Origin of the sequence: Streptococcus rupicaprae, assembly GCF_040545225.1 — a bacterium.
In the GTDB taxonomy this organism is placed as follows: Bacteria; Bacillota; Bacilli; order Lactobacillales; family Streptococcaceae; genus Streptococcus; species Streptococcus rupicaprae.
Genome location: NZ_JBEPLO010000006.1, coordinates 79033 through 101676, shown reverse-complemented (window position 1 = coordinate 101676; position 22644 = coordinate 79033). Strand labels below are relative to the sequence as shown.

General features: G+C 45.3%; 21 protein-coding genes and 2 pseudogenes. 22 read left to right on the top strand and 1 reads right to left on the bottom strand.

Features of this window, described 5'->3' with window-relative positions; genetic code table 11:
• Positions 1–273: 273 nt before the first annotated feature.
• From ABID29_RS03995 to metK, 22 genes and pseudogenes are all read left to right on the top strand, one after another.
• Entirely contained in the window at positions 274–696 is a 423-nt protein-coding gene (locus ABID29_RS03995) for a GNAT family N-acetyltransferase (RefSeq protein ID WP_354364556.1), read from the top strand.
• A 413-nt stretch (positions 697–1109) separates the two neighbouring features.
• The gene (locus ABID29_RS03990; protein WP_354364555.1) at positions 1110–2012 is read left to right on the top strand and encodes a hypothetical protein; all 903 of its coding nucleotides are present in this window, start codon (positions 1110–1112) and stop codon (positions 2010–2012) included.
• A 138-nt stretch (positions 2013–2150) separates the two neighbouring features.
• Positions 2151–2489 (top strand): DUF2500 domain-containing protein, encoded by a 339-nt coding sequence (locus tag ABID29_RS03985; RefSeq protein ID WP_354364554.1) that lies wholly within the window; start codon positions 2151–2153, stop codon positions 2487–2489.
• A gap of 75 nt (positions 2490–2564) precedes the next feature.
• Positions 2565–3038: an 8-oxo-dGTP diphosphatase gene (locus ABID29_RS03980; RefSeq protein ID WP_354364553.1), complete on the top strand. Its 474-nt coding sequence runs from the start codon at positions 2565–2567 to the stop codon at positions 3036–3038.
• 58 nt (positions 3039–3096) lie between these two features.
• A pseudogene (locus ABID29_RS03975) lies at positions 3097–3872 on the top strand (class I SAM-dependent methyltransferase).
• 9 nt (positions 3873–3881) lie between these two features.
• The gene (mutM, locus tag ABID29_RS03970) at positions 3882–4709 is read left to right on the top strand and encodes a DNA-formamidopyrimidine glycosylase (protein WP_354364552.1); all 828 of its coding nucleotides are present in this window, start codon (positions 3882–3884) and stop codon (positions 4707–4709) included.
• 61 nt (positions 4710–4770) lie between these two features.
• Positions 4771–4905, top strand: coding sequence for a hypothetical protein (locus ABID29_RS03965; RefSeq protein ID WP_354364551.1), 135 nt, complete (start codon positions 4771–4773; stop codon positions 4903–4905).
• A 72-nt stretch (positions 4906–4977) separates the two neighbouring features.
• On the top strand, positions 4978–5580 hold the full coding sequence (gene coaE / locus ABID29_RS03960; protein ID WP_354364550.1) for a dephospho-CoA kinase: 603 nt from the start codon (positions 4978–4980) through the stop codon (positions 5578–5580).
• Between the two features lie 130 nt (positions 5581–5710).
• Positions 5711–7222 (top strand): helicase HerA-like domain-containing protein, encoded by a 1512-nt coding sequence (locus ABID29_RS03955; protein ID WP_354364549.1) that lies wholly within the window; start codon positions 5711–5713, stop codon positions 7220–7222.
• 158 nt (positions 7223–7380) lie between these two features.
• Positions 7381–7530, top strand: coding sequence for a 50S ribosomal protein L33 (gene rpmG / locus ABID29_RS03950; RefSeq protein ID WP_168548027.1), 150 nt, complete (start codon positions 7381–7383; stop codon positions 7528–7530).
• Between the two features lie 45 nt (positions 7531–7575).
• On the top strand, positions 7576–7809 hold the full coding sequence (gene secG / locus ABID29_RS03945) for a preprotein translocase subunit SecG (protein ID WP_168548026.1): 234 nt from the start codon (positions 7576–7578) through the stop codon (positions 7807–7809).
• Between the two features lie 54 nt (positions 7810–7863).
• Entirely contained in the window at positions 7864–10185 is a 2322-nt protein-coding gene (gene rnr / locus ABID29_RS03940) for a ribonuclease R (protein WP_354364548.1), read from the top strand.
• Entirely contained in the window at positions 10148–10615 is a 468-nt protein-coding gene (gene smpB, locus ABID29_RS03935; RefSeq protein WP_354364546.1) for an SsrA-binding protein SmpB, read from the top strand. Before rnr ends, smpB begins: the two co-directional genes overlap by 38 nt.
• Before the next feature lie 879 nt (positions 10616–11494).
• Positions 11495–11737: a type B 50S ribosomal protein L31 gene (locus tag ABID29_RS03930; RefSeq protein ID WP_168549852.1), complete on the top strand. Its 243-nt coding sequence runs from the start codon at positions 11495–11497 to the stop codon at positions 11735–11737.
• Between the two features lie 380 nt (positions 11738–12117).
• Positions 12118–13344, top strand: coding sequence for an FtsW/RodA/SpoVE family cell cycle protein (locus tag ABID29_RS03925; protein WP_354364545.1), 1227 nt, complete (start codon positions 12118–12120; stop codon positions 13342–13344).
• Between the two features lie 12 nt (positions 13345–13356).
• A complete protein-coding gene (locus tag ABID29_RS03920; protein WP_354364543.1) occupies positions 13357–13899 on the top strand; it encodes a DJ-1 family glyoxalase III in 543 nt (180 codons plus the stop codon).
• 77 nt (positions 13900–13976) lie between these two features.
• Positions 13977–14564, top strand: a complete 588-nt coding sequence (locus ABID29_RS03915) for an HAD-IA family hydrolase (RefSeq protein WP_354364541.1) — start codon at positions 13977–13979, stop codon at positions 14562–14564.
• A 2-nt stretch (positions 14565–14566) separates the two neighbouring features.
• Positions 14567–16519 (top strand): DNA topoisomerase (ATP-hydrolyzing) subunit B, encoded by a 1953-nt coding sequence (gene gyrB / locus ABID29_RS03910; protein WP_354364540.1) that lies wholly within the window; start codon positions 14567–14569, stop codon positions 16517–16519.
• Positions 16520–16603: 84 nt separating this feature from the next.
• Positions 16604–18325, top strand: a complete 1722-nt coding sequence (gene ezrA, locus ABID29_RS03905) for a septation ring formation regulator EzrA (RefSeq protein WP_354364539.1) — start codon at positions 16604–16606, stop codon at positions 18323–18325.
• 168 nt (positions 18326–18493) lie between these two features.
• Complete coding sequence (gloA, locus tag ABID29_RS03900; protein ID WP_354364538.1) at positions 18494–18874, top strand: lactoylglutathione lyase; 381 nt, start codon at positions 18494–18496, stop codon at positions 18872–18874.
• Positions 18875–19023: 149 nt separating this feature from the next.
• Entirely contained in the window at positions 19024–20172 is a 1149-nt protein-coding gene (locus tag ABID29_RS03895; RefSeq protein WP_354364537.1) for a cobalamin-independent methionine synthase II family protein, read from the top strand.
• Between the two features lie 588 nt (positions 20173–20760).
• Positions 20761–21954: a methionine adenosyltransferase gene (gene metK / locus ABID29_RS03890; protein WP_354364536.1), complete on the top strand. Its 1194-nt coding sequence runs from the start codon at positions 20761–20763 to the stop codon at positions 21952–21954.
• A gap of 56 nt (positions 21955–22010) precedes the next feature.
• Here metK and ABID29_RS03885 read toward each other — a convergent pair.
• Positions 22011–22596 (bottom strand): annotated as a pseudogene (locus ABID29_RS03885) (IS3 family transposase); the annotation flags it as partial.
• Between the last annotated feature and the right edge of the window lie 48 nt (positions 22597–22644).

Below are 22644 nucleotides of genomic sequence, written 5' to 3'. Positions count from 1 at the left end.
TTATAATTATAAACCATGACATGGGAAAACGAGCATCTCCAACTGCGGAAATGCTCGTTTTTGTCTATTCTGAAACTAGTTTTTGCCCAGCCTCAACCCGAGCTTAGAAACGCGAAGGCGAGGCTAGCCTACGGATAGGCTATTTTAACCCGAGCTTAGAAAGGCAAAGGTGAGACTTCCTTAATGGGGAGTTTAGGGTCATCGCCTGAAAAAAAGTGCAATGAGATTCAGTAAACTTTTTAACGCAAGCAAAGGAATGGGGAGGAGTGGCTGATGATTGAACCTGTTACCTCAAATACGGTAACGCATTGGGCAGACCTCGCCAGCCAGTTGTGGTCGCCTGAGCCTCAGGACTTGGTGGCAGACTTTTTAGCTGGTCGGTTCTCGTATGAGTTTCTTTTTTGGCAAAATGGCAGAGCTGTTGCCTTTATGAGCTTGTCCATCAGAACTGACTATGTTGAGGGGGCAAAGGGCTCTCCCGTCGCCTTTTTAGAAGGTGTATTTGTCTTACCCAGTTATCGTCGCCAAGGGTTGGCTAGAAAACTGGTTACTTTTGCGAGAGAGTGGGCAAAAGGACAGGGATTGAGCCAGATTGCCTCTAATTATGCCCTAGACAACCAAGCGAGTCATTTTTGCCATCAAGCGCTTGGCTTTCAGGAAGTCAGCCGAACAGTGAATGTGATACAGGATTGCTGAGAAGACCAGTTTTCTCAGAATATAGACCTCCTTACTAAATGATAGGAAAACGTCAACTTCAGACGGCCTGTTTTACCTTTCACCAACTCTTAAAAAACGCTGATGCAGCGGTGTTTTTAAGAGTTTTTATATTTGTCAGCAAAAGAAAAAAAGATTGACGGAAATCATCACAAATGTCCCAAATATTGTGAGAAGAAATCATTTGATATTGAAACCATTGTGACATTAATCTTATTGGAGCTCATGTTTGAAGTGGAATAGCTAGGTCAAAGGGGTTCTATTTTTAGTGAGCTACAGGGTCCAATAGGGAGTGATGCTTGAGTGAGGTTGAAAAGTTTGCGTTGGTGTGTGAAAGATTTGTCTTAGGAGAACTTGATATGATATAATGAAAGCGATTAACAAGGAGGAAAAAGATGATTTTTTTGACCAACGACCGCTTGCGGGTAGAAATTTCAGAACCTGGGGAGCGACCAAACGACACCCATCGTTTTGATCGATCAGGTTATATTTCCAATGTTGTCTTAGATGGAGATACTCATTTTGGGGCTAATGAGCCCATGAACCTCAGGCATCCATCGTCAGGTGGACGAGGACTATGTTGTGAGTTTAGTGCTGATTTTAGTCAGGGCACTGAGATTGGTGAGTATTTTCCCAAATTGGGTGTTGGCTTGATTAAGCAGGATTCTGACCGTGGCTACCGTTTTGACTACACTTATCCTGAGGTGACGCCTTATCCTGTTAGTTTTACTCATACGGCTACCTCTGCGGAGTTTGTCACAGAAGCTCTGCCATGCCGCGGCATCGCCGCGACTATCCGTAAAACCATCACGATTGAGGACAACAGGCTGATTTTGGAAGGGGAAATCACAAATGTTGGCGAGAATGTGATTGAGACCGAGGAGTACTGCCATAATTTCCTCAGCATTGATGGCATGGCGATTTCACCTGACTACCGTCTGGAATTGCCTGATATGCCAGATCTTGGGACGGAGCGCCTAGAGGGCTGGGGTGGTTACGACCATAATAATTTTATCGCGGATGGGCGTGCTATTCGCTTTGATAAGTGCGAGACCGATGTGTCGCTCAGCGTCTTGTCCACTGAAGGAATCGCTGAGCAGGATACCTTTACGTGGAAGTTGCTGCATCAGGGAGCCAAGGCGAGTGTGACAGGGATTGACAGTGTCAAACCGACCAGTCTCTTGCTCTGGGCGACCGACCACATCGTCAGTCCAGAAATCATTCAGACGATTCGCATTGCTCCAGGTGAAAGCCATCGTTGGACACGCAGCTGGATTTTTGAAGCCCAAGAGCGCTAATAACTTCAATCGCGCGAGACAATATCATGCTGGATAGCGGTAGAATAGGTTTAACACTGCATGTCTTCGATTTCTCGAGACTGATTGAAGCTGACCATGGAGGAGGCACCTTGTAAAGTTGCTTTTTAGGAGGTTGTGATGACAGACTTTATCTTTTACTACTTTCATCTCGTTCCCTTTGCTATATTTGCCATCATACTAGCTATTTTTGGTTTTCAGTTGATTCGCTTTTTGTTCCAATGGCAGAGCGATAACCAAGCGGAGCGCCTGACGAGAGAAGCTCGTCTAGTGACCAAGCGTCAGCAGGTGAGGGGAACCAACAATGCTTACACCTACTACTATGTCACCTTTGAATTTGCCGATAAGACCCGTCAGGAATTTCGGGTCAAAAGTACCGATTACGGTCAGCTAGCGGAAGGTGATGAGGGGGAGTTAACCTATCAAGGTACGCGGTTTGTAGCATTTAAGAGAATATAATGGTACTGCTGACCAGAGCAATCTGGTCAGTTTTATGGTATCATAAGTATGAGATAAAGGATAAGGGAGAAGCTTATGCCAAGAAGTCAAGAAGTCATTTTAACCAACATGTGCCTGATAGAAGATGCTGCAGGGCGCTTTGTCATGCAACTTCGCTCACCAGAACGTTATGCTTGGTCTGGCGCCGCCCTACCTGGTGGCCACATTGAGGAAAAGGAGAGTCTTCATGCCTCGGTTGTCCGAGAAATCAAAGAAGAAACAGGGTTAACCATAGTTAATCCTAAGTTGGTGGGGGTCAAGCATTTTCATACCCGAGATGACGGTACCCGTTATTTAGTCTTTCTTTACCGAACGACAGAGTTTACGGGAGAGATTCAATCTTCTGAAGAGGGGGAAGTGGTCTGGGTGAGTCATGATGACATTGCCTCAGATAGGGTAGAATTGGCGGACTCTATGGATGATTTATTGACCTTTTATTTCAATGATGCCCACTCAGAACTCTACTATGAACGAGATGCAGACGGGATCTTGCAGCGGATTTTCTTTTAACTAGCTTGTTCCTAGTGAACTCTACTTAATTAAAATCATAAGAAAGTGAGCAGAACGCATGACAGATGTTGTTGCTTATAATAAGGAACGTTGGGATCGGGTGGCGAAAAAGCGTGGCAATGCCTACACTCAACCAATCAGTCACGAGGAATTGATGGCTGCTAAAACTCAGCCACTTGAGGTATCCTTGACTGTTGGTAAAACGTACCGCAGGCGTGGTTTGATCGGCTGAAAGGTAAAAAAGTGCTGTGTTTAGCTTCTGGTGGCGGCCAGCAAGGTCCCCTTTTTGCCCTTCATGGCTATGATGTGACCATCATGGATTATTCCAAGGAGCAGTTGGCTTCTGACCGTTTGGTGGCAGAGCGCGAGGGGTTGACCATCGAGACTGTTCAGGCGGACATGACTCAGCCCTTTCCTTTTGAGAATGAGGCCTTTGATTTGGTTTTTTGCCCAGTATCTAATGTCTACATTGAGGACTTGACCAACTTGTGGCAGGAATGTTATCGTGTCCTCAAACCAGGTGGTCTCCTCATGGTGGGCTATATGAACCCTTGGGTTTACATGTATGACGGTGATGTGGTTTGGGATAAACCAGAGGAGGAGCCGCTGTTGACCTATCCACTACCTTTTAACGCCAGAGAGTTGGAAGAGGCTGGGCGGTTAGCTATCAATCCAGACTACGGCTACGAGTTTAGCCATACCCTTGACGAGCAGATTGGTGGTCAGTTGCGTGCTGGTTTTGCCATGATTGATTTCTATGAGTCAAAAAATAGCCAGCATCGCCTGTCAATTTATGGCAGTGATTATTTGGCCAATTTAAGCATCAAGTTGTAAAGGAGTATTATGCCAGAATTACCAGAGGTGGAGACGGTCAGACGAGGCTTGGAGCGCTTGGTGGTCGGTCGTCGGATCGAGTGTGTGAGAATCCGCTATCCGAGGCTGGTTGTGACAGACCGTGATGAATTTGTCGCTAGTTTGACTGGTGCGACTATTGAGCAGATGGGGCGTCGGGGCAAGTACTTGCTGTTTGGTCTTGGTCAGATGACCATGGTGTCTCACTTGCGGATGGAAGGCAAATGGTTGCTCTTTCCATCTGACCAAATCCCTGATAACAAGCATTTTCATGCCTTTTTTGACCTAGATGGGAACGAGACCCTCGTCTATCAAGATGTCCGTAAATTTGGCACGCTGGAGTTGGTCAAAACAGTTGATTTGCTCAGCTATTTTACCAAGAAAAAGCTAGGACCAGAGCCTGAAAAAGGCGTCTTTGCCTATGCGAGCTTTGAGCGGGCGGTGGTTACCAGCAAAAAGCCTATCAAACCGCTCTTACTGGACCAGTCCTTGGTAGCGGGCTTGGGCAATATCTATGTGGACGAAGTGCTTTGGGCGAGTAAGGTGCATCCTGAGCGTGTGGCTAGCAGTCTGAAAAAATCGGAAATCAAGCGACTACACGATGAGACCATTCGAATCTTGCAGCTGGGCATTGAAAAGGGAGGATCGACCATTCGTACCTATCGCAATGCTTTGGGCATGGATGGGACCATGCAGGAATACTTGCAGGTCTATGGCAAGACGGGGCAGCCCTGTGCAAGATGTGGACGGGACATCGTCAAAATCAAGGTGGCAGGTCGAGGGAGTCATTTTTGCCCGAGGTGTCAGAAAAGATTGTGAATTTGTGAAAGCATCTGATTTATGGTATAATAGACTTAATCAATAACAGGAGGTATCTATTGTGGCTAATGTAGGAGCTTTTAGCATTATTGCTATGATCATCAGTGTTTTATCTACGGCGTTAACAGTGTTTATCGCTGCCCATATCGTCCGCTATGTCTTTAAGGATGTGATTGACAAGTACTTGAACAAATAGTTTTGTTTAGGCTGGGGGCGTTTCCTTCCCCAGTCTTTTATGTTACAATAAGAGAAAAAGGATGGAGGATTTATGGCAACCATTATTGGTCTAACAGGTGGCATCGCCTCTGGGAAATCAACAGTGAGTGCTTACTTGAGACGCCAAGGTGTAGCAGTGATTGATGCCGATCAATTGGTGCATAACTTGCAGGCCAAGGGAGGTAAGCTCTATCAGGCGTTGGTTGACCATTTTGGGGCAGGGATTTTGCGTCCAGATGGGGAGCTTGACCGTCCGAAGTTGGCGGAATTGATTTTTTCCAGTCCAGAACAGCTGGCGGCTTCTTCTGAACTGCAGGACGAGATTATCCGTCAGGCCTTGGCAGAAGAGAAAGCCCGCTTGGTTGCGCTACATGATGTGGTGGTGCTGGATATTCCGTTGCTTTTTGAAAAGGGATACGCTAGCTGGTGCGATGAGGTCTGGCTGGTGATGGTCGATGAAGCGACGCAACTGCAACGCCTCATGGCCCGCAATGGCTATACTCTTGAAGAAGCCAAAAAACGGATGAGCAGCCAGATGTCGCTGGCTGAGAAGCAAACGCGCGCTGACCGAGTGATTGACAACACAGGGGACTTGTCAGCGACCTACGCGCAGGTTGACCAGCTCTTGCAGGCATTGGCGAAGGGGAGGCGTTAAACTCTTCTCATTCATCGGCCCAATGATGCTTGAGAGACGGTGAGCTCGTACGGTTGCCCAACTAACCTGACAGAACACTACTCGACAAGAGCCTAACTGCTCTGCAATTGTCCAAAAAAAGGAGACCGAAATGACACAACTAACCATCGCTAAGGGAACTAATCCCGTTGCCCTCCAGCTCAATATGCTCAATCGTCACGGTTTAATCGCTGGTGCGACTGGAACGGGGAAAACGGTGACCCTCAAGGTTCTTGCTGAACAGCTGAGTCAGGCTGGCGTGTCTGTTTTTCTGGCAGACATCAAGGGTGATTTAGCCAATTTGGCGCGTGAGGGTGAGGTAACGGAGAAGCTGGCTGAACGCTTGACCAAGCTAGGCTTGACTGACACTTATGAGCCAAAGGCCTTTCCAGTTCGCCTCTGGGACGTCTTTGGCGAAGCTGGTGTGCCTGTTCGGACGACCATCTCGGAGATGGGACCGACCTTGCTGGGGCGTCTTCTCAACCTCAACGAGACCCAGACGGGCATTCTCAACATCGCTTTTAAGGTGGCTGATGATAACGGTTGGCTTTTGACAGATCTCAAGGATCTGAAAGCTCTTTTACGAGAAATAGCAGAGCAGGCTAGCCAGTATTCCCAAGACTATGGGCATATTGCTAAGGCCTCTGTTGCTGCCATTCAGCGCAGTCTTTTGGTCCTGGAACAAGAAGGTGGTGATATCTTTTTTGGGGAGCCTGCCCTAGAGTTGGCGGACTTTATGCAGAATGATCAGGATGGCCGAGGCACAATCAACGTCCTAACTGCTACCAAGCTTTTCAACTCACCGACCCTTTACTCGACGTTCCTTCTTTGGATGATGGCAGAGCTGTTTGAAAACATGCCTGAGGTGGGTGATTTGGATAAGCCTAAGCTAGTTTTCTTCTTTGACGAAGCTCACCTACTCTTCAAAGATGCGCCAAAAGTCTTTGTGGATAAGGTGGAGCAGATTGTCCGATTGATTCGCTCAAAAGGGGTGGGAATCTTCTTTATTACACAGAATCCGGCGGATCTCCCTGAGCCTATCTTAGCCCAACTCGGTAACCGTGTTCAGCATGCCCTGCGTGCTTATACACCTAAGGAGCTAAAAGCCGTCAAGTCAGCCGCGGAAAGCTTCCGTCAGAACCCAGATTTAGAGATAGAAACTGTCATCACAGAATTGGAAGTGGGGGAAGCCTTGGTGTCCTTCCTCAACGAAAGAGCTCAGCCGAGTATGGTGGAGAGGGCTTTTATCTATCCACCACAATCCAGCTTTACCCCTCTCACAGGCTTAGACATACAGGGGTTGGTTAATGCTTCACCTTTCTACGACAAGTACGCTGAAAGCTTGGATGCCGAGTCAGCCTATGAGGTCTTGGAAGCCAAATTGACTCAAGAAATAGCTGAAAAGGAAGCTCGGGCTATGGCTGACGCTCAAGAAAAAGCTGAAAAAGCCTTAGCCAAGGAACAAGAACGGGCACGCAAGGAGGCTGAAAAAGTTGCTCGCGCTAATGCCCGTCGACCAAAATCAGCAGTCGAGCGAGCAACAGATAGCTTCATCAATTCTGCGGTTCGTGCTGTCGGCCGCGAGTTGGTGCGTGGGATTTTTGGTAGCTTGAGAAAACGCTAGTGAGAAAACGTTGGCAGGTCATCTTTGTGATGGCTTGTCCTTTTATTTTGTGATATAATGGGCAGGTGAAAACGATTGGTTAAGGCCCTCAGCAATTTGGTAGAAAATCTTATGCCTCGGATAAAAATGCAAATGATTCTAGCAGGAAAGGAGTGACCATGCGCATTAAGGTCAATTTAAAATGTAGTAGTTGTGGTCAACTCAACTACCTGACCAGTAAAAACAATAAGACACATCCAGATAAGATAGAGGTCTTGAAATACTGTCCCAAGGAAAGAAAAGTAGCCTTACATATTGAAAGTAAATAATCTTTATGGTAAAATAGAGAGAATTGATTATAGAAAGTGACGATTATGTATAACTTATTATTAACAACATTATTAGTTTTATCGGTATTTCTCGTGATTGTAATCTTTATGCAGCCGACTAAAAACCAGTCATCAAACGTTTTTGATGCTAGTTCTGGAGCGCTTTTTGAGCGCAGTAAGGCGCGTGGATTTGAAGCCGTGATGCAACGATTAACAGCTATCCTTATCTTCTTGTGGTTAGCGATTGCACTCATCTTGGCTATCTTGTCCAGTCGATAATCACAAGGACCGCAAGGTCCTTTCTTTTTTACCGAATCGTCTAGGAAAGGAATTATGAAAAAACAGATTATCGCTTACCTAAAGGAAGCGGGACCCGTCACGATGACAGACTTATCCCAGGCTCTAGGTATGGATGCTGCTAGTGATTTTAAACATTTAGTGAAATCAGTATCTAACTTAGAACATAAGAAAGAGATTGAATTTTATGAGGATGGGCGAGTTGCTCTTAAAGTCAGACATCAATCTTTAACGCTGAAGGGGCGTTTTTCTGCCCATAAAAATGGGTTTGGTTTTGTAAGCTTGTCAGATGGTAGTGAAGAGCTCTTTATTGGTCGCAATGATGTTGCCCATGCCATTGACGGTGACTTAGTAGAACTTATCATCACCAAGCCCGCTAATCGCTTGAAAGGGACTGTTGCTGAAGGTCGAATTATTGATGTCATTGAACGGCAACTGACGACTGCGGTTGGCGCGGTTGTTCTGGATGATGAAAAGTCGGATTTTATCGGCTATATCCGTAGCAAGAATCAGAAAATTTCCCAATTGATTTATCTAAGGCCGACAGCCTTGATAATGGATGGAACCGAAGTTGTCAAGGTTGATATCGTGGATTACCCAAGCGCCAAACGTGATTTCTTTGTGGCTGAGATAAGAGATATTATCGGTCGTATCGATGATCCAGGGATTGATGTGCTGGAAGTGTTAGAGAGTATGGAGATCGTCTCTAGTTTTCCAGATGCTGTTTTGCAAGAAGCGCAAGCTATTGCGGAAGCACCGTCGGAGGAAGATCTAATAGGACGCTTGGACCTCCGCGGTGAAGTGACCTTTACCATCGACGGGGCTGACGCTAAGGATTTGGATGATGCTGTTCATATCAAGCAGTTGCCCAATGGCAACTTTGAGTTGGGAGTCCACATTGCTGACGTGTCCTACTATGTGACCGAAGGCTCAGCACTGGATCAGGAAGCCTTGCGTCGGGGAACGTCTGTCTATGTGACAGACCGTGTAGTTCCCATGCTTCCTGAACGTTTGTCTAACGGTATCTGCTCCCTCAATCCCCAGGTGGATCGCCTGACCCAGTCCGCCATCATGGAAATCAACGCCAAGGGACAGGTGGTGGACTATCAATTGGCCCAGACGGTGATTAAGACAACCTATCGGATGACCTATGGCGATGTCAATGACATGATTGCTGGAGATTCGGAAAAGTTGGAACGTTATGCGAAAATTGCACCATCCGTCAAGGAGATGGCAGAACTACATACCATTTTAGAGACCATGCGTTACCGAAGGGGAGCCTTGAATTTTGACACCAAGGAAGCCAAAATTCTTGTTAATGCCCTTGGAAAACCAGTTGATATTGCACTTCGCCAACGTGGGGTGGCTGAACGCATGATCGAGTCCTTCATGTTGGTTGCCAATGAAACGGTTGCAGAGCATTTTGCAAGATTAAACCTCCCTTTTATCTATCGTATTCACGAAGAGCCAAAGGCTGAAAAATTGCAGACCTTCATCGACTATGCCTCGATTTTTGGGATTCCCATCCGAGGCACAGCGGCTAAAATCAGTCAGGAAGCCTTGCAGGAGTTTATGGCCAAGGTGGCTGGTCAGCCAAACAGTGAAGTTCTGTCTATGATGCTCTTGCGCTCTATGCAGCAGGCCCGTTATTCTGAGGAAAACCACGGGCATTACGGGCTTGCGGCTGAATTTTATACCCACTTTACCAGTCCGATTCGGCGCTATCCCGACCTCATGGTTCACCGCATGCTGAGGGATTACATGCGAGGAACTAAGCAAGAAGTAGCAGAGCACTTTGCTGGAATTTTACCTGAAATTGCTAGTGAATCCAGTCGCTTGGAACGGCGAGCAGTTGATGCTGAACGCGAAGTTGAAGCGATGAAAAAAGCAGAATTCATGACAGACTATGTCGGAGAGGTCTTTGATGGAGTGGTGTCTAGCATTGCCAAGTTCGGTCTCTTTGTTGAACTCCCAAACACTGTCGAAGGCTTGATTCATGTGACCAATTTGCCAGAGTATTTCCAATATCATGAGCGGACGCTGACGCTACAAGGAGAACGCACAGGCCTGATCTTTAAAGTAGGGCAACCGATTCGTGTCAAGGTAACCAAGGCAGATAAGGCCACAGGAGAAATTGATTTTGAATGGGTGGCTTCTGAACTTGATTGGTTTGACAAGCCTAAAAAGGCTCTAAAAGATAAGCCGAAACCGACACGGAAACGAGCATCCAAAGACGGACAGGCGTCTGGCAAGAAGACATCGCATTCGACGAAAGGGAAAAAACCATTTTACAAAGGAGTCGCTAAAAAAGGAGGACAACATGGCAAAGGGCGAAGGAAAGCTCGTCGCGCAAAATAAGAAAGCACGTCATGATTATACGATTGTTGATACCATTGAAGCGGGCATCGTTCTAACCGGAACGGAGATTAAGAGTGTGCGTGCGGCACGGATTCAGCTCAAGGACGGTTTTGCTCAAATCAAGCGAGGAGAAGCTTGGTTGGTTAATGTTCACATTAGCCCTTTTGAACAAGGAAATATCTGGAATCAAGATCCCATACGGACACGTAAACTTCTCTTACGTCGCAAGCAAATTGATCAATTGGAACAAGAATTAAAGGGATCAGGTATGACTTTGGTTCCCTTGAAGGTCTACCTTAAAGATGGTTTTGCCAAGGTTCTGTTAGGACTGGCTAAAGGGAAACACGATTATGACAAGCGTGAGTCGATCAAGCAACGGGAACAAGACCGTGATCTTAAACGCACCATGAAACAGTTTAATGCTCGCTAGGGTTTCATCACTCGTTAGCTAAGTATAGACGCAATAGGCTTATAAAGACTTTGAAGCCTTGTCAGGAAGGGGAAGTTGTACACACATCTTCTTTCTCTGTGTAAGGCTTTTATCAGTCGTTCAGATTTGTCTTATTTTTAGCATATGGTGGGATTTTTGCGAGATTTTCTATGGTGACAAGTAGCTACTGAGAGACTGGGGAATAAGCTACTCATTGAGTTAGGCCTTGTTCAGAAAATGTTCCAAACTTTTGGAAGGCAAAGCAATAGCGTTTTTGAAAGTGAGTTTTGCAGCGCATGTCATTTCTTGGATGGTGGGCAATTAAGGGCTGGTAGTTGAGCCTGAGATAGAAATCTGGAAGGTCTAGGATAGTGTATTGGATACCGAGACGACTCTTTTCCTATGCGTCTAGGTAACATTGACCCAGGCAGCAATTACTGAAGCTGTTGCGGTCCTTTAGATCCAAAGCTTTGACAATAACCTAGAAGCAGGCATGCCCGTCAATCTCTCGTGAGAGGGAGACTTTCCCCTATCCAATCAAGCTGGGTGGATAGTTATTGGCTCAGCAGACTGAGGCTAGTCTTAAGAGAGGGGGATTTGGCAATTGGTTTGTCCAGACAGTTATGAAAGAGTTGGTACAGATGGAGTCTACCCTATTAGTTAACTATTCAATCAGGTATAGGATTGCTAAATTGTTTTACCTCAAAAAATAGCTTTATTGACAAGTCCGTAGTGGTCTCTATAACGGATGGTTGGGCAAGTTTGCAAGAAATATAAAAAGTAGTAGAAATGACTTGCATAGATTCAAAGAATATGGTAAACTAATGAAGTTATAAACTATGGCTCTCGAGAGCTATGGCAGAAAGGAAATTTTTGAAAATGAAAAAAGATATTCATCCAGAATACCGCCAAGTTGTCTTTCTTGACACAACAACAGGTTACAAGTTTTTGAGTGGCTCAACTAAACACTCTAAAGAAACCATCGAATTTGAAGGTGCTGAGTATCCATTGGTTCGTGTTGAAATCTCTTCTGATTCACACCCATTCTACACAGGCCGTCAAAAGTTCACTCAAGCAGATGGACGCGTGGACCGCTTCAACAAAAAATACGGCCTCAAATAAGACTACTAACGATTCCTCAGGGGGTCGTTTTTTCTGTTGATAGCCTCGGAGTGACGCTGGAACGGATGGCTTGCGCTGCAGTTTCTCAGCTCTGCCATGTCCCCCAGGAAAAAGAAGTTGCTAAATCGATACTGTCCCATCGATCTTTTTGGTATAATACTAGAGAGCAAGTAAAACTGAATTCAAATTAAAATGAGATGATTTAAGCTGATACCTGGTCTGTGTTAAAATAAAAATCCATAAAATAGTTTTTCACGTATCGAATTGCGCGGAAAAACTACCGATGAGACACAAGTTGCGCAACGGCTACACATGTCCATCACTCATTCTGTCTCATTTTGATTTTGAAAGAGTATAAACTGAATTGTGAAGGAGAAGTGATGGACCTGAAGAAGCCTTCTTGGGATAGCCGTGTGGATTATAGTTTGATTTTACCCGTATTTTTTTTACTGTTAATCGGTTTGGTTGCGGTTTATATTGCAGTTAGTCATGATTATCCTGCTAGGGCTCTGAATATCGTGATTTTACAAGGGGTATGGATTCTGGTAGGGATTGTCTTTGCTTTTGTGGTGATGTTTTTTAACAAGAAATTTCTTTGGAAGGCGACCCCTTTTCTCTATTTTTTGGGGCTTGGCATGATGTTTTTGCCCCTCTTTTACTACAGTTCCTCCTTGGTCGCAGCGACTGGTGCAAAAAACTGGGTAACACTCAATGGCCAAACCCTTTTTCAACCGTCGGAATTCATGAAAATCTCTTATATTTTGATGATGGCCTATGTGGTTGTTCGGTTTCACGAAAAGCACCTAGAGGCTAGCCTATGGTCCGACATGGTTTTGCTCCTTCAACTTTTGACGGTGACGTTTCCTGTTTTAGCCCTGCTTTATTTTCAGAGTGACTTGGGCACCTCCCTGGTCTTTGTAGCTATCTTTTCAGGGATTGTTCTTTTGTCTGGCATATCGTGGCGGATTATCCTACCAGTCGTCCTTGTGGTTAGTCTGGCTGTCATTGCTTTTATGCTGATTTTTATTTCGCCAAATGGCAAGGAAATTCTCCATAATGTTGGGATCGATACCTATCAGCTCAATCGGATATCTGCCTGGCTGGATCCCTTTGAAAATGCGCAAACCACCACTTTCCAGCAGGCTCAAAGCTTGATTGCCATTGGCAGCGGGGGACTGATGGGTCAGGGCTTCAACATGACCAATCTCCATGTACCAGTGCGTGAGAGCGACATGATTTTTACGGTGATTGGAGAGGATTTCGGATTTATCGGGGGTTTGGTAGTGATTAGTCTCTATATGCTACTGATTTATCGCATGATTCGGGTGACCATTGCCTCTAATAATCGCTTTTATACCTTTATTTCGACGGGCTTTATCATGATGATCCTCTTTCATGTTTTTGAAAATATTGGGGCAGCGACAGGGATTCTGCCCTTAACAGGGATTCCTCTGCCCTTTATCTCCCAGGGAGGGTCTTCTATTATCTCTAATTTGATTGGCGTTGGGCTGGTCTTGTCAATGAGCTATCAAAATTCACTTCTGCAAGAAAAACGGCAGCAGGGCTTCCAGCGCAAACACCGGTTTATCATTGAAACAATTGACTAAGGAGGTCACAAAATGACAATTGCAGTTTTATTGGCAGCAGGTTTTGAAGAAATCGAAGCGGTCACTCCGATAGATGTTCTGAGAAGGGCTGGTTTTACAGTTGAAACCTTGGGCTTTTCTGAAGAAGTCGAAGGGTCACACGGCATTCGCCTTGTGGCGGACAAGGTTTGGTCCGGAGATTTATCCGCTTATGAAATGGTCGTCTTGCCGGGAGGTTTGCCAGGAGCAGACCACTTAAGGGACGATGAGCGCTTGATTCAGGCCCTCCAGAAAGCTTATGAAGCAGGAACTTATTTGGCGGCTATTTGCGCAGCACCAAAGGTGCTTGGTAGGGCGGGATTACTAAAGGACAAGGCCTATACTTGCTACCCAGGTGTGGAAGATGAGATTGGCCAAGGAAACCATCAGGAGGACCTAGTGGTTCAGGATGGGACAATTATTACCGCTAAAGGAGCAGGCGTCAGTCTAGCCTTTGCTTACAAGCTGGTTGATGTCTTGGGCGGCGATAGTCAGTCGCTCAGTCAAGGCATGATTTACCAGGACTTATTCAACTAGTTGAAAAGAGCTCTAGTCCCAGTTCTTAACGGGGTTGGAGCTTTAATTTTTTTAGGAAATATGCTATAATGGAGCTTATGAGATATCGTGACTATATATGGGATTTGGGTGGTACCCTTTTAGATAATTATGAGCTTTCCACCCAGGCTTTTTGTGAGACCTTAGAAGCCTTTGACCGACCTGTACCAGAGCATGATGCGGTTTATGCGGCCCTCAAAATATCAACAGCGGAAGCGATTGCTCGTTATGCAGCTGATATTCCGGATTTTTTAGGTCGCTATAAGGAAAATGAGGCCATCGACTTGCAACGTCCGATCTTATTTTCAGGGGCTAAGGAAACCTTGGAAGCCATAGTGGCTGAAGGAGGACGTCATTTTTTGTGGTCTCATCGGGATAGTCAAGTTTTGGATATTTTGGAGCGTGCTGGGATCATCTCTTATTTTGAAGAGGTTGTGACGGCAGATCAGGGGTTCCCAAGAAAACCAGATCCTAAGGCCTTGCTCTACCTCAAAGACAAATACCAAATGACAGACGCTTTAGTGATTGGAGACCGTGAGATTGACATCCTTGCTGGTCAGACGGCTGGGATGGCCACCTATTTAGTGGATGGCGATCATTGTTTGAAAGACATTTTAGATCTCGATAGAACAGAAGAAGTAGGATAGATATGACAGAAGAAACAAAAGATTTACAGGCCCTGGCAGAGGACTATGATGCCAGTCAGATTCAGGTTTTAGAAGGTTTAGAAGCAGTCAGACTGCGTCCAGGGATGTATATTGGTTCAACCTCGAAAGAAGGGTTGCATCACTTAGTTTGGGAAATTGTGGATAATTCTATCGATGAGGCTTTGGCTGGTTTTGCAACCAAGATTCAGGTTTTAATTGAACCCGATAATTCCATTACCGTTGTGGATGATGGCCGTGGGATCCCAGTCGATATTCAGGAAAAAACAGGCCGTCCTGCGGTCGAGACTGTCTTCACGGTTCTCCATGCAGGAGGAAAATTCGGCGGTGGTGGCTACAAGGTTTCTGGAGGTCTTCACGGGGTAGGCTCTTCAGTCGTCAATGCTCTCTCTACCCAGTTGGATGTTAAGGTCCATAAGAATGGCCAGATTTACTTCCAAGAGTACCGTAGAGGGGAAGTGGTTGCGGATCTGGCTGTGATTGGAGAAACTGACCATCACGGGACGACGGTTCACTTTACACCTGATCCTGAGATCTTCACTGAAACCACCGAGTACGACTTTGACAAATTGAACAAGCGTATCCAGGAATTGGCCTTTTTGAACCGCGGTTTGGCGATCTCTATCACGGATAAGCGTGAAGGTCAGGAGCAGACCAAGGATTACCATTACGAAGGCGGGATTGCTAGCTATGTTGAGCATTTAAATGCTAGCAAGGAACCGATTTTTGAGACACCGATCTATACAGAAGGTGAAATGGATGATATTGTGGTTGAAGTGGCCATGCAGTACACCACTAGTTACCACGAAAACGTCATGTCCTTTGCTAATAATATCCACACTCATGAAGGTGGAACGCACGAGCAAGGTTTCCGAACAGCCCTCACCCGCGTTATCAATGACTACGCCAAGAAAAATAAGATCCTCAAGGAAAACGAGGACAATCTGACCGGTGAGGATGTCCGTGAAGGGCTGACCGCAGTCATCTCTGTTAAGCACCCCAATCCGCAGTTTGAAGGTCAGACCAAGACCAAGCTGGGCAATAGTGAGGTGGTTAAGATCACCAATCGCCTCTTCTCGGAAGCTTTCTCTGATTTTCTCTTGGAGAATCCGCAGATTGCGCGTCGCATTGTCGAAAAAGGGATCTTGGCTAGCAAGGCACGCATTGCAGCCAAACGCGCGCGTGAAGTGACCCGTAAGAAGTCAGGGCTAGAGATCTCTAATTTACCAGGTAAATTGGCCGACTGTGCTTCCAACGATCCAGATGAGACGGAATTGTTTATCGTTGAGGGAGATTCTGCTGGTGGATCTGCTAAGTCAGGACGCAACAGGGAGTTTCAAGCCATTCTACCTATTCGAGGTAAAATCCTAAACGTTGAAAAAGCGACCATGGACAAAATCTTGGCCAATGAGGAAATCCGTAGCCTCTTTACAGCTATGGGGACAGGATTCGGTGCAGAATTTGATGTGACCAAGGCGCGTTATAAGAAGCTGGTCCTCATGACCGATGCCGATGTGGATGGCGCTCATATTAGGACCTTGCTGTTGACGTTGATTTACCGCTACATGCGTCCAGTTTTAGAAGCTGGTTATGTTTACATTGCCCAACCGCCGATTTATGGCGTTAAGGTCGGCTCTGAAATCAAGGCCTATATTCAACCAGGTGCTAATCAAGAGCAGGAGTTAGAGAAGGCTTTGGCTGAGTATAGTCAGGGACGTTCAAAGCCAACCATTCAGCGCTATAAAGGTTTGGGTGAGATGGATGATCACCAACTTTGGGAGACCACTATGGATCCGGAAAATCGCTTGATGGCGCGTGTTACCGTTGATGATGCTGCTGAGGCGGATCGTATCTTTGATATGTTGATGGGGGATCGAGTGGAACCTCGCCGTGAATTTATCGAAGAAAATGCCGTTTATTCGACCCTAGACATTTAAAAATCTTAAAGGGCGTGCAATTTGTCCTTGAATATGGTATAATAGGGCAGGTTTTCTAGAATAATAGGATAAAAGGAGTTTTATATGTCTAGTGGTATGATCATTGCTATCATTGTGATAGTCACCATTATCATCCTAGCTTATGTATTGAGTATTCTAGCAAGGAAACGTAATGAAACCTTGCTGGACCAATTAGAAGAGCGCAAGGAGGCCCTGTTCAATCTGCCTGTTAATGAGGAGATTGAAGAAGTAAAGAACTTGCATTTGATTGGCCAAAGTCAGGTTGCCTTCCGTGAATGGAATCAAAAATGGGTTGATTTATCCTTGAATACCTTCGCTGATATCGAGAATCAAATCTTTGAAACTGAAGGCTTTAATCAATCTTTCCGCTTCTTGAAGGCAAAGACAGCTATTGAAAATATTGACAGCCAAATTAATCTTGTTAGCGAAGATATCGCAGAGATTCGCCAGGCTTTAGCTGACCTTAAGGACCAGGAAGCTAAAAATAGTGGACGTGTTCACCATGCGCTGGATCTTTTTGACAATTTGCAGCAAAAACTTTCGGAGAATGAAGCCAGTTATGGTTCGACTCTGCCTGAACTTCAAAAACAATTCAAACATATCGAAGCGGAGTTTTCAGAGTTTGTCACCTTGAACACTTCAGGGGATCCTATTGAGGCGTCAGCTATTTTAGACAAGACTGAAGAGCATATGATCGCCCTCAGTCAAATCATGGATCGCTTGCCGGACATGATGGAAAAATTGGTTGGCACTATGCCAGAGCAATTGGATGATCTCAATTCGGGTTACCGTAAGCTCTTGGAAGAGAATTACCAATTTCCAGAAGACGATATCGAAGTGCGCCTGCAAAATGTTCGGTCTTCGATTAAGGATAATTTGCTGACGACAGTTGAGTTTGATTTGGATAGGGCCGATGCTGAAAATGAACGTATCCAGGACGAGATTGACAGCCTTTACGAGGTCTTTACCAAGGAAATCTCGGCTAAGCAAGAGGTTGCTAAGCTTTCTAAGGTTTTGCCGGATTATATTGCCCACATTGAAAATAGCCAAACCAAGCTACAAAGTGAGGTAGAGCGTCTACGTCAGTCTTACTACCTTTCAGAAAGCAAGTTAGGCCAGATTCAAACCTTGGTGACAGATTTCAAGGCTTTGAAAGAGGATGTTCAACATAAAATTGAGCACATGAATCAGCCAGATGTGGCCTATTCTCAAATTTTGGAGAGCTTTAAAGCTGCTCAGTTGCAATTGTCTGACACCGAGGAAGATCTGATCAGCTTGGCAGACTATCTTAATAGCCAAGAAGAGCATGAGACCAATGCTCGGAACAAGGCTAATGGCTTTGTCAATAGGCTACACACCATCAAACGTTACATGGAAAAACGTAATCTCCCTGGGATTCCACAAAGTTTTGTCAATCTTTTCTTTGATTCCAGTAACAAGGTGGAGGCCTTCTTAGAAGCCTTTGAACCGCAACGCATCGATATGGAAACGGTCAACCGTCAATTGGAAATGACCACGACCGCTATGGAAGATTTGGAAGAAGAAGCCTACCAAATTGTGCAAGATGCTAGTCTGACAGAGCAACTCTTGCAGTATGCAAATCGCTATCGCTCTCAGGAACCAGCAGTTCAAGAGGCCTTTACAGAGTCGCTAGCTGTCTTTGAACAATACTTTGACTATGGCTTGTCCTTCAAGACGATTTCAGAGGCCTTGGAGAGGGTCGAACCAGGGGTTACAGAACGTTTCGTTAACTCTTATATACGGACCCGCGAAGTGATTCGGTAACGATAATGAATTAAAAGAGGGAGGGCTCACTAGTGCCTTCCTTCTCTCTTTATATGCGGTTGCCTTTCTTTGAATAACGGGTAGGCTTTTGCCTAAACGAATGAGAATCAATTTTTTGAAAACTTTTCTTAAAGGTAGTACAATAAGATTATAGAAAAGGAGATTATTATGACAAGTAAAATGGCACATACCTGTGTTCGTGTACGGGATTTGGATGCTTCTTTAGCATTTTATAAGGAAGCCTTAGGTTTTGAGATTTCTCGCCGCCGTGATTTTCCAGATCACCAGTTTACGCTGGTTTACCTGACATTGCCAGGGGATGATTATGAGTTGGAATTGACTTACAACTATGACCACGGTCCCTACAATATCGGTGATGGCTATGGCCATATTGCCATCAGTGTAGAAGACTTGGAAGGTCTACACGCCAAGCATGTTGAAGCAGGCTATGAGGTGACAGATTTGAAGGGCCTTCCTGGAACTCAGCCAAGTTATTACTTTATTCTTGATCCAGATGGTTACAAAATCGAAGTGATCCGTCAAAAATAATTAAAAGAGGGCAGGTGTCCTCTTTTTTCGAGGACACAAGAGATTTAAGTATAGTTTATAACTATACCCCTCCTTTAAAAATAACTATTTTTCAAATGCCATTATTTGCGGTAGAATAGAGCCATCACTTAAAGATGAGGTATCTAGACATGACAAAATCAAGATTTCAATTAGTTGGCTCCCTTCTTCGTCCGGAAAAGCTGCGCAAGTACAAGACGGAGATTGAACACCGTGACGACATCCAGTATCCATTCTACGATGACTTGGCTGGTTACCAGGAGACTGAAACAGAGACCATTAAGCAGATTATTGCGGACCAAAAAGAAAACGGCATCGACATCCTGACAGATGGGGAGTACGGTCGTTCTATGTGGCATTTGGACTTCCTTTGGGGCTTCAAGGGGGTGGAGCGCTATATTGCAGAGCATGGCTACACCTTTAAAGACCACGACGGCAGCCACTTTGAAACCCGAAAGGATATTGGGATTCGGATTACAGAGCCCTTGTCTGGTAAGGGCCACCATTTCCTAAACATTTATAAGCTAATCAAGGCTGAAGCAGGCGATGAGGATGTCAAGCAAACCATCTGGGGACCGGCCCATGCCTACACAGAATTGACTGTCTTTAAGCAGTTAGCAGGCCCAGGCCAAGTCTATGAGACCAAGGAAGAATTGAAAAAAGGCTTGATCCAGGCCTACAAGGAATTCTTGGCAGAGTATAAAGAAATTGGCGGTCAAATCGTTCAGTTTGACGACTGCCTCTGGGAACTCTTTGACGAATCAAACCCAGCTTCCTTCTTCGCAGATGGCAATGCAGCCCTAGCGGATTTGGCAGATGAGTTTGTGGCCATCAACAACGAAGTGGTAGACTACGCCCATGAATTGGGATTGACAGTCTGGACCCACAACTGCCGTGGCAACTACGAGAGCCGCTCTGCTGCAGAAGGTACCTACGAAGCCATTGCCACCAAGTTCTTGAAGGAACAAAAATATGATCGCTATTTCCTAGAATGGGACAGCGAAGTGGCCGGTGATTTGAAGGCCCTAGAAGCCCTTAAATACAGTGATGCTGAAGTTGTTTTGGGACTCCTCTCTTCTAAGACGACTGACCTTGACGATGAAGAGCGTGCCCTCAAGCTCCTCGAAGAAGCCAGCCAAATCTTACCAAAAGAGCGCCTCTACCTCTCTCACCAATGTGGCTTTGCCTCATGTGATTCAGGAAATGAATTGGCCATCCCACAACAATGGGAAAAAATCAAACAAGGTCAAAAAATTGCAGAGAAATTCTGGAACAAGTAAACCGTAGGCAAAAAACATTTGAGTAATTGGACTAGAACCTTAGAGGTCATGTGTTGAGACACTACTTCTAAGGTTTTTCCATATCAAATAGAAATAAAAGGAGAAATTGTCCTATACTCTCTCAAGATCAAAATGAGAAGAATGAGTCATGGACATGTGTAGCCGTTACGTAACGTGTGCATCATCGGTACTTTTTGGTTCAGGGCGAAATGTGAAAAGACAGCTACTGCATGTTTATTTGATTATAGTCAGCTATCAGCTTAAATCATCTCATTTTGATTTTCATTCAGTATTAGGGATTTTTTAACAAGGTGTATCATTTTCTTGAAAAAACGAGAAAAATTGGGAGACCTGTGGTATAATGGTGGGGTTAATAAGTCCCGAAAAGGCGATTGGATGGAAAATCATGCGAATGATTTAAAGACGATCGGTTCTTTGTAACTTTTAACGTGACACAGAGGTTGGAAGAGATTCTTTTCACCTCTGCTGGTAAGGCGAATCTGTCTTATCTAGTTCTCTAATCCAATCTTTGATGTGAGGAGGTTAGAGGCTGTCGAATTATGATTTTCATTAAAGGGGGACATGTATATGTCAGAACGTAAATTATTCACGTCTGAATCAGTATCGGAAGGACATCCGGATAAGATTGCAGACCAAATCTCAGATGCGATTTTGGACGCTATTTTGGAACAGGATCCAGAGGCACACGTTGCAGCGGAGACAGCTGTCTACACAGGGACTGTCCATGTGTTTGGTGAAATTTCAACGACGGCCTATGTTGATATTAACCGTGTGGTGCGTGATACTATTGCTTCCATTGGTTACACCAATACAGCCTACGGCTTTTCAGCTGAAACAGTGGGGGTTCATCCGTCCTTGGTGGAGCAATCGCCAGATATTGCCCAAGGGGTCAATGAATCCTTGGAAGTGCGCAGTAGTGGTGATAAGGATCCTCTGGACTTGATTGGGGCTGGGGACCAGGGCTTGATGTTCGGCTTTGCGGTTGATGAGACACCGGAACTGATGCCTCTTCCAATCTCTTTGGCCCATCAGTTGGTGAAACGTCTGGCAGATCTTCGTAAATCTGGTGAGCTGACATACCTTAGACCCGATGCCAAGTCACAAGTGACTGTCGAATATGATGAGAACGATCAGCCACTTCGGGTAGACACGGTGGTCATCTCGACCCAACATGATCCAGAAGTTACCAATGACCAGATTCATGAGGATGTGATCGAGCAGGTAATCAAGGCTATTATTCCAGCCAAATATCTGGATGCTCAGACCAAGTTCTTTATCAATCCGACAGGCCGCTTTGTTATCGGTGGCCCACAAGGGGATTCTGGTTTGACCGGGCGTAAGATCATTGTTGATACCTATGGGGGCTATTCCCGTCATGGAGGAGGAGCCTTCTCTGGCAAGGATGCGACCAAAGTAGACCGGTCAGCTTCTTATGCAGCCCGCTATATTGCTAAAAATATTGTGGCTGCTGGCTTGGCTAAAAAGGCAGAGGTCCAGTTGGCCTACGCGATTGGTGTTGCTCGACCGGTCTCTGTGCGCATTGACACCTTTGGGACGAATAAGGTTTCAGAAGGTCGCTTAGAAGAAGCGGTGCGCCAAATCTTTGACCTGAGACCAGCAGGTATCATTCAGATGCTAGATTTGAAGCGTCCGATTTACCGTCAAACAGCAGCCTATGGCCATATGGGACGCACAGATATTGACCTGCCTTGGGAGCGGACCGATATGGTGGAAGCCTTATTAAGTCTGTTGGAAAACTAAGAGTCTGTGACATATTGAACTGTTCCCTGTCAAGTGGACAATGACATAATAAAAGATTAAGCAACGGCCTTGTTCCTCATTTCAAGAGGGGCAAGGCCGTTGTATTTCTCTTGAAATCGTTCATTATTGTAAAAATAGATATAATCATTAATATCAGCGACTAACTCCTCAAATGTCTTGTAAGCCTTCAAATCATAACATTCCGTTTTAAGATGACCAAAGAAACGCTCAATTGGCGAACTGTCAATGCATTTACCAACTCGTGACATAGAGCGTGTCATCTGATATTGGGCGTTACCATCCGGTATTCCCGTGAAGTGTATTGACTTCCTCTGTCGCTGTGGATGATTGGTGTGGCATCTGGATGAGCTTCCATAGCCTTTCTTAGGTTCTCCATAACAAGTGGTTTTCATTATGCTTACTGATATGGTACGCCACGATAGAGCCGTCATAAAGGTCTTTGATAGCGCTTAAATAAGCCTTACAACCTCGTCCATACTGCAAGAAGGTTACATCTGTACGCCACTTCTGATTAGGTGACTGAGCTGTAAACGCTCGATTGAGAAGATTCCCTTCGATAGTCACAAAACTAGTCTTCGTGCAATAGCCTCTAGAACGACGGATAACTGATGAGATGCCAAGTGAATCGGTTACACTTAACTAGACAGAAGAATAAAGTGTTCTACACTA